Source organism: Pseudomonas sp. H11T01, assembly GCF_048515765.1.
In the GTDB taxonomy this organism is placed as follows: domain Bacteria; phylum Pseudomonadota; class Gammaproteobacteria; order Pseudomonadales; family Pseudomonadaceae; genus Aquipseudomonas.
Genome location: NZ_JBLYED010000028.1, coordinates 72503 through 80878, shown reverse-complemented (window position 1 = coordinate 80878; position 8376 = coordinate 72503). Strand labels below are relative to the sequence as shown.

The following is an 8376-nucleotide window of genomic DNA, read 5'->3' as shown; positions in this document are numbered from 1 at the left end:
GTATTCTAACCGACTGAACTACCGCTGCGCGTAACACTAAAAGTAATGGTGGGTGATGACGGGATCGAACCGCCGACCCTCTGCTTGTAAGGCAGATGCTCTCCCAGCTGAGCTAATCACCCTTCACCTTCGATGCGGGGCGCATTCTCTCACAGATTTTCATAACGTGCTGATTTAAATAATAAATTTATTAAAAAAGCTGAAATCCGACGAAACATTGCGCTTTAACACAAAAAGTAGACAGCAAAAAGCCCGCACTAGGCGGGCTTCCTGTGGTGACCTGGCGTTCAGCGTTCCAGGTTACCGAATATGGCGCAGCGGACGGGACTCGAACCCGCGACCCCCGGCGTGACAGGCCGGTATTCTAACCGACTGAACTACCGCTGCGCGTAACACTAAAAGTAATGGTGGGTGATGACGGGATCGAACCGCCGACCCTCTGCTTGTAAGGCAGATGCTCTCCCAGCTGAGCTAATCACCCTTCACTTTCGGTGTGGCGCGCATTCTACGGAGCGACCCAACCTCTGGCAAGCACTTTTTAAATATAATTTTTTCAGGCCTTCCAAAGGCTTAGGAAGGGTTGGCCTATGGAGCTTCGAAGCGAATAATGCCCCCCTTTGTATAAAGGAGAGATTCACCCCATGTGGTTCAAAAACCTGCTTATCTATCGCCTGACCCAAGATCTGCCTTTTGATGCTGAGGCGCTGGAAACCGCACTGGCCACCAAACTGGCGCGTCCATGTGCAAGCCAGGAGTTGACCACCTACGGTTTCGTCGCGCCGTTCGGCAAGGGCGAAGATGCACCTCTGGTGCACGTCAGCCAGGACTTCCTGCTGATCGCCGCGCGCAAGGAAGAACGTATTTTGCCGGGCAGCGTCGTTCGTGACGCACTGAAAGAAAAGGTCGAAGAGATCGAAGCGGAGCAAATGCGCAAGGTCTACAAGAAGGAGCGTGATCAGCTCAAGGATGAAATCATCCAGGCCTTCCTGCCCCGCGCCTTTATCCGTCGCTCAGCCACGTTCGCTGCCATTGCGCCAAAACAGGGTCTGATCCTGGTCAACGCTTCCAGCCCGAAACGTGCCGAAGACCTGCTGTCGACGCTGCGTGAAGTGATCGGCTCGCTGCCGGTTCGCCCGCTGACCGTGAAAATCGCCCCAAGCGCGACCATGACCGACTGGGTAAAAACCCAAAAGGCTGCGGACGGCTTCTTCGTGCTCGACGAATGCGAACTGCGCGATACCCATGAAGACGGCGGCATCGTTCGTTGCAAACGTCAGGACCTGACCAGCGAAGAAATCCAGCTGCACCTGAGCACTGGCAAAGTGGTGACTCAGCTGTCTCTGGCCTGGCAAGACAAACTGTCTTTTGTGCTCGACGACAAGATGGTGGTCAAGCGCCTGAAGTTCGAAGACCTGCTGCAGGATCAGGCGGAACAAGACGGCGGCGACGATGACTTAGGCCAGCAGGACGCCAGCTTCACCTTGATGATGCTGACCTTCGGCGAATTCCTCCCGATGCTGGTCGACGCACTGGGCGGCGAAGAGCTTCCGCAGGGTATCTAAGAGCCGCCGCACTATTGGGGTGAGCAACGAAAATCTAATGTGGGAGCGGGCTTGCTCGCGATGGCGAACTATCAGTCAACATCACTGTTGAATGTAAGTGCCTCATCGCGAGCAAGCCCGCTCCCACATTGGACCTGTGGTTTTATTGAATAACAAGGAACAGGCCATGCGTGCACTGGCTGCATTGAGTCGCTTTGTCGGAAACACCTTCGCTTACTGGGTGCTGATTTTCGCCGTGCTGGCCTTCTGGCAACCGAGTTGGTTTATCGGTTTGAAAGGCGCCATCGTGCCGCTGCTGGGACTGGTGATGTTCGGCATGGGCCTGACCTTGAAGATGGAAGACTTCGCTGAGGTCGCCCGCCATCCATGGCGTGTCGCCCTGGGTGTCGTTGCACACTTCGTGATCATGCCGGGCGTGGCCTGGTTGCTCTGTCAGGTATTCCACCTGCCGGCGGAAATCGCCGTCGGGGTGATTCTGGTGGGTTGCTGCCCAAGCGGTACTTCATCGAATGTGATGACCTGGTTGGCCCGCGGCGACCTGGCGTTGTCGGTGGCCATCGCCGCTGTCACCACCCTACTTGCCCCGCTGCTGACCCCGGCGCTGATCTGGCTGCTGGCATCGGCCTGGTTGCCGGTATCGTTCATGGAGTTGTTCTGGTCGATCCTGCAAGTGGTACTGCTGCCGATCGTGCTCGGGGTTATCGCCCAGCGCGTGCTCGGTGCACGGGTTCGACATGCTGTTGAGGTATTGCCGCTGATCTCGGTGGTGAGCATCGTGATCATCGTTACCGCAGTGGTTGCCGCCAGCCAAGCGAAGATTGCCGAGTCCGGCCTGCTGATCATGGCCGTGGTGATGCTGCACAACAGCTTTGGCTTTCTGCTCGGTTACTTCACCGGACGTCTGTTCAAGTTGCCACTCGCACAACGCAAATCCCTGGCGCTGGAAGTTGGCATGCAGAACTCAGGCTTGGGCGCGGCACTGGCCAGCGCGCACTTTTCACCATTGGCGGCAGTCCCGAGCGCCCTGTTCAGCGTTTGGCACAACATTTCCGGGGCGCTGCTGTCGACGTATTTCCGCCGGATGAGCGAAAAGCAGGACCGCGAACTGGCCGCTCAACAAGCAACGGACTGATCGGGAAAACTTGATCCCCAGGTTAATAATGGGCACTATACTGCGCATCGCGAGGACGACCTCGCGGCTCAATCGAGTCATTAATCTGGGGACGACCCCGTCATTCGATGGAGGTCCTTCATGTCCTGGATCATTCTGTTTTTCGCCGGCCTGTTCGAAGTTGGCTGGGCCGTCGGCCTGAAATACACCGACGGTTTCAGCCGCCCTCTTCCTACCGCTCTGACCATTGCCGCCATGGCTGTCAGCCTTGGCTTGCTTGGCCTGGCCATGAAAGAACTGCCGCTGGGCACCGCCTACGCGATCTGGACGGGTGTTGGCGCGGTCGGTACGGTGATCGCAGGAATCATTCTGTTTGGTGAGTCCATGGCGCTGTTCCGGTTGGCCAGCGTGGCGTTGATCATTGCCGGGTTGGTGGGCCTGAAGGTCAGCGCCGCTTGAAGCCGTAAAATAGAAACAAAAATGCCCGCAGCGATGCGGGCATTTTTTATGCGCACAGAAACTAGCGAACCGTTCCCCGCAGCTGCCCAACCAACGCCTGCAAGTGCGCCGGCTCCGCGACTTCCACGGCTACCGCCGGCCCCGCCACCAACGTCACCCGCGACCAGAGTCGACGAAAGAGCCCCTTGCCCGGATCGCGACTGAAGAAACTGCCCCACAAACCCTGCAAGGCCAACGGGATCACCGGCACTGGCGTCTCTTCCAGTATGCGAGTCAGTCCGCTCTTGAACTCATTGATCTCACCATCGGAGGTCAACTTGCCTTCTGGAAAGATGCACACCAGTTCGCCGTCTTTCAGGTACTGGGCGATCCTCTTGAAGGCTCTTTCGTAGATCTGAATATCTTCTTGGCGTCCGGCAATCGGAATGGTCCCAGCAGTGCGGAAGATGAAGTTCAACACCGGCAGGTTGTAGATCTTGTAATACATCACAAAGCGAATCGGCCGACGCACCGCACCACCAATCAGCAAGGCGTCGACAAACGAGACATGATTGCAGACCAGCAGCGCTGCGCCCTCATCGGGGATCAGGTCGAGATTTCGATGCTTGACGCGGTACATGGAATGACTGAGCAGCCAGACCATGAAGCGCATGCTGAACTCGGGAACGATTTTGAAGATGTAGGTGTTTACAGCGATGTTCAACAGCGACACCACCAGGAACAACTGCGGGATCGACAACTTGGCGAAACTCAGCAGCACGATCGAAACAATCGCCGAGACCACCATGAACAAGGCATTGAGAATGTTGTTCGCCGCAATCACCCGCGCCCGCTCGTTCTCGGCGGTGCGCGACTGGATCAATGCGTACAGCGGCACGATATAGAATCCGCCAAAAATACCCAGGCCAAGAATATCGATCAGCACCCACCAGGCCGGACCGTAGCTGAGCACCGCGATCCAGTCATTGGCCTGGACGTTCTGCGGGAAACCGCCGGAGTGCCACCATAGCAGCAGGCCAAACACCGTCAGACCGAACGAGCCGAACGGCACCAGGCCGATCTCCACTTTGCGCCCGGAGAGCTTTTCGCAGAGCATCGAGCCTGTCGCGATGCCCACCGAAAACACTGTCAGAATCAGCGTTACCACGGTTTCATCGCCGTACAGCCACTCTTTGGCGTAGGCCGGAATCTGCGTCAGGTAGATCGCCCCGACAAACCAGAACCACGAGTTGCCGACAATCGAGCGGGACACCGCGGGCGTTTGCCCCAGGCCTAGACGCAAGGTGGCCCAGGACTGGCTGAAAATGTTCCAGTTCAGACGCAGCTGGGGAGTGGCCGCTGCTGCCCGGGGGATGCTGCGACTGGCCAGATAACCCAGCACCGCAACACCGACGATCGCCGTGGAAACAATCGGTGCGTAATGACTGGAAGACATCATGATCCCGGCGCCAATGGTCCCGGCCAGAATCGCCAGAAAGGTGCCCATTTCCACCAGACCGTTACCGCCCACCAGTTCATCTTCGTGCAACGCCTGGGGCAGGATCGAATACTTCACCGGACCGAACAACGCCGAGTGAGTGCCCATGGCGAACAGCGCCACCAGCATCAGCGACAGGTGATCAAACATGAAGCCCACCGCGCCGACCGCCATGATGGCGATTTCGCCGAGTTTAATCAGACGGATCAACGCGTCCTTGGCGAACTTTTCGCCAAATTGTCCGGCCAATGCTGAAAATAGAAAGAACGGCAGGATGAACAGCAACGCGCAGAGGTTGACCCAGATCGAGCGGTCACCCTCGATGGTCAGCTTGTACAGAATGGCGAGGATCAGCGACTGCTTGAAGATGTTGTCGTTGAACGCCCCGAGGGATTGAGTAACAAAAAACGGTAGAAAACGCCGTTTGCGAAGCAAGGTGAACTGCGACGGGTGACTCATCTTCCATGTCCCTGAGTGGCTTGGATGCTGTTATTGGAATGTCGATCTTCGATCCAGGCCACAACCTTACCTAATCTTTGCCGGTTATTTTTTTAATCCTGCAATGCACGGCGAAACAAACAGCTCGCCTCGGTAGGCGCCTTGTACGGTTCGTTTTGACACGATCATCCACATAATCGCCAATGCGAGCACCAAGACACTGCCAAATACACTGAAGAACGTCAGGTTCAAGGTGCTGGCCAGCTTCAAAGTGGCCAGAGAATAGACGCCCAGAGGGAAGGTAAAACCCCACCAGCCAAGATTGAACGGGATCCCGGCACGCATGTAACGCAGGGTGATCAGCACTGCAATCAACATCCACCACAACCCCAAACCCCATAGCGTGATCCCGGCCACCAGCCCCAGCCCGGCGGCGATTTCGCCGATGCCTGGCAAACCGTTGGCGGCGAAAATTGCCGGCGCATCGGCGCCCAACAGCAACATGCCCAGCGCCCCGGTACCGATCGGCCCAAGGGCCAGCCAGCTTGAGGCGGCCATATTTTCGTGGGGCAGTTTATGCAGGGCCATACGCAACAACAGGATGGTCAGAATGCTAAAGGCCACCGGCAATGAAAACGCCCACAGCACATAGCTGGTGACCAGCACCACAAGCTGCGAATGGGCATCGAGCAGATGCGGTGCCAGCAAACCGCCGCTGGCCGCTGCGACTTCAGCGGCTACCACCGGCAGCAGCCAGACCGCGGTCATCTGGTCAATGCTGTGCTCCTGGCGGGTGAACATCATGTACGGAATCAACACACCACACGCCAGTGACATGGCCACGTCCAGCCACCACAGGACTTCGGCCAGTTGCACCACGCCCTCGCCCCAACGCGGCACACCGAACAATAAAAAACCGTTGATGATGGTCGCGAGGCCCATGGGGATGGTGCCGAAAAACATCGACACCGTGGAGTGCCCGAAAATCCGCCGGGCTTCATCGAAGAACAGCGCCCAACGTGCTGCGTAGAGACTGCTGAACAAGACAAACAGCACGATATTGAACAGCCATAAACCCTCAGTGAGAGCATGCAATCCGGGGATTTGTACCGGCAATTGGGCCAAGGCTAATGCCAGCACGCCGGTGCCCATGGTCGCGGCGAACCAATTGGGGGTGAACTGGCGAATGACTTCGCGCGGATGCTGCAAATGGCTTAACGGCCGCAAACCGGTGTTGATGCTATTGGGGTATGTCATGGTGAACTCCTGTCCTCTTGTGAGGTGGAGCCCATGTTAGAACCGCTTCGAATATCTATATAACGGGTAATATCTCTAACTGTTATCTATTTAGTAGATATACGAATAAGGCTACCAGCTGCTACAGGGAAATGTGTGGAGCCGGAAGATCCTTCGCCGGACGCTGAAACATCAACCCCAACAACGCACCGAGGGACAGCATAATCAACAGTGCGCCGTATCCATCGGTGGTCGCGATCAGGCCAAAACTGCGCGTCAGGCTCCCCGCGAGCAAAGACGGCAGGCAGAACGCCAGGTAACTGAGCACATAAAACGCCGACATCAACCCGGCGCGCTCATGGGGCAAGGCCAGCGGCACCACACTGCGCAAGGCGCCAAGAAAGCCTGCGCCAAAACCGCTGCCGCCCACCCAGGTGCCAAAGAAAAACAACGGTAGGCTCGCGCTGTGAACTGCGGCCAGGATCAGGACAACGCCGACTGCCAACAGGCTCGCTCCCAGACGCAGCACTTTGTCGGCAGGCCGATTACGCAAGGAGAAAATCGCCACGGCCCCGCTCAGCGTTAACACCGCCACCAGGCCGCCACCGATCAGGTTCGAGGTCGAGCCGGTCGACGCGCGGACCAGCGAAGGCGCCAGCGACAGATAAAAACCACTCATGGCCCAGACCGCAACATCCACCGGCAGTGCCAGCCACAACGCCCGCCGCGCTTGAGGAGGGACATGCAAGGTCGGACGCAGCGAAGCCCAGGCACCCGGTTGCCGACTGACACTTTCCGGCAGACGCCAGACATACAGCGCTTGCAACACAAACAACCCGAATAGAATCCAGTACACCAGCTGCATAGGTTGCGGCGCGAACTCCACCAGCAGACTGGTGCCCATAGCGCCACACGCCATGCCCAGCAACGGCGCCACACTGTTAACCAACGGCCCTTGCTGGCGATCGGTGTCGAGCAACGCCGCACCCAGCACGCTGGTCGCCATGCCGGTGGCAAAGCCTTGCGTTACCCGCGCAGCAATCAACCAGGCCACACTCTCGGCATTGATAAACAGCAGCATCGCCAACATATCCAGTAGCAACGCGGCGAAGATCACCGGTTTGCGTCCGAGGTGATCCGACAGCGAACCGACCGTCAGCAACGCCGCCAGCAAGCTCAAGGCGTAGACGCCGAAGATCAATGTCAGGGTCGCCGAAGAGAACTGCAGCGCCTCCTGATACAGGTGATACAACGGCGTCGGAGCGCTGGAAGCGGCCAGGAAGCTGAGCAAAGTGATCGCAAGGAACAGCAGGCTGGAACGATGTGATACCGAAGTACTGACGGAACTGGACATGGACACGCTCCACTAAAGCTAAAATATTGCTTTTGTGGAGTGTGCTACCCGTGTCGGCTTAAAGCAAATTCTTTGTGTTAAGGTTCGACGCATGGCTATTAAAGAAGGACTTCGCCCAGGCGGCCGCAGTGCCCGGGTGCAGGAATCAATTCATTCAGCGGTCCGCGAACTCCTCGAAAAGCAGGAGCGTTCGACCGTGACCGTGCCACAAATAGCCGTCCGCGCGGGCGTCACGCCCTCGACCATCTACCGGCGCTGGGGCGACCTCTCCACCCTGCTCGCCGACGTTGCCCTGGCCCGCATGCGCCCCGATAGCGAACCGGCCAACACCGGTAGCCTGCGCGGCGACATCCGAGCCTGGGCGGAGCAGTATCTGGACGAGATGAGTTCCGAGCCGGGCCGCACTATCTTGCGCGACGTGCAATGCAGTGCCACACCCGGTTTTTGCGTGTCCATCATCAGCGGGCAGTTGCAGATCATCCTTGAGCGTTACAGCGATAGCAGTGAAATGCTGCCCAGCGTTGATCGCCTGATCAATATGGTCGTAGCGCCGACGGTGTTTCGGATTCTGTTTTCAGCGGCGCCGCTGGCGGCGGGAGAGCTTCATCAGTTGATCGATATCGCATTGCACCAGTAAGGCCCAATCGCGAGCAATCGAGACTCCCCTGCGACACCAGACCGCGCTGAGACCTTGGTCGACACTGACTAACCCCAAACATCATGCGAGACTGTCTAACCG

Annotated in this window: 7 protein-coding genes and 3 tRNA genes; 4 read left to right on the top strand and 6 right to left on the bottom strand. The window is 57.7% G+C overall.

Going from position 1 to position 8376, the window contains the following annotated elements; genetic code table 11:
* Positions 1-46: 46 nt before the first annotated feature.
* The 3 genes from ACN1C3_RS27600 to ACN1C3_RS27590 all read right to left on the bottom strand — a co-directional run bounded on the left by ACN1C3_RS27600 (position 47) and on the right by ACN1C3_RS27590 (position 481).
* A tRNA-Val gene (locus ACN1C3_RS27600) sits at positions 47-122 on the bottom strand.
* 188 nt (positions 123-310) lie between these two features.
* A tRNA-Asp gene (locus ACN1C3_RS27595) sits at positions 311-387 on the bottom strand.
* 18 nt (positions 388-405) lie between these two features.
* Positions 406-481 (bottom strand) — tRNA-Val (locus ACN1C3_RS27590).
* Positions 482-641: 160 nt separating this feature from the next.
* Here ACN1C3_RS27590 and rdgC point away from each other — a divergent pair.
* From rdgC to sugE, 3 genes are all read left to right on the top strand, one after another.
* Positions 642-1562 carry a recombination-associated protein RdgC gene (gene rdgC, locus ACN1C3_RS27585; protein ID WP_419118892.1) on the top strand — a complete coding sequence of 307 codons (921 nt, stop codon included), beginning with the start codon at positions 642-644 and terminating at the stop codon, positions 1560-1562.
* Between the two features lie 166 nt (positions 1563-1728).
* The gene (locus ACN1C3_RS27580) at positions 1729-2694 is read left to right on the top strand and encodes a bile acid:sodium symporter family protein (RefSeq protein ID WP_419118891.1); all 966 of its coding nucleotides are present in this window, start codon (positions 1729-1731) and stop codon (positions 2692-2694) included.
* Between the two features lie 120 nt (positions 2695-2814).
* On the top strand, positions 2815-3132 hold the full coding sequence (gene sugE / locus ACN1C3_RS27575) for a quaternary ammonium compound efflux SMR transporter SugE (RefSeq protein ID WP_419118890.1): 318 nt from the start codon (positions 2815-2817) through the stop codon (positions 3130-3132).
* Positions 3133-3193: 61 nt separating this feature from the next.
* Here sugE and ACN1C3_RS27570 read toward each other — a convergent pair whose 3' ends face one another.
* The 3 genes from ACN1C3_RS27570 to ACN1C3_RS27560 all read right to left on the bottom strand — a co-directional run bounded on the left by ACN1C3_RS27570 (position 3194) and on the right by ACN1C3_RS27560 (position 7637).
* Positions 3194-5068: an MFS transporter gene (locus tag ACN1C3_RS27570; protein ID WP_419118889.1), complete on the bottom strand. Its 1875-nt coding sequence runs from the start codon at positions 5066-5068 to the stop codon at positions 3194-3196.
* Between the two features lie 84 nt (positions 5069-5152).
* Positions 5153-6304: a TDT family transporter gene (locus tag ACN1C3_RS27565; protein WP_419118888.1), complete on the bottom strand. Its 1152-nt coding sequence runs from the start codon at positions 6302-6304 to the stop codon at positions 5153-5155.
* A 121-nt stretch (positions 6305-6425) separates the two neighbouring features.
* Positions 6426-7637, bottom strand: a complete 1212-nt coding sequence (locus tag ACN1C3_RS27560) for an MFS transporter (RefSeq protein WP_419118887.1) — start codon at positions 7635-7637, stop codon at positions 6426-6428.
* Positions 7638-7728: 91 nt separating this feature from the next.
* On the opposite strand from ACN1C3_RS27560, the gene ACN1C3_RS27555 reads away from it, so the two are divergent.
* Entirely contained in the window at positions 7729-8274 is a 546-nt protein-coding gene (locus ACN1C3_RS27555) for a TetR/AcrR family transcriptional regulator (protein ID WP_419118886.1), read from the top strand.
* Positions 8275-8376: the final 102 nt, after the last annotated feature.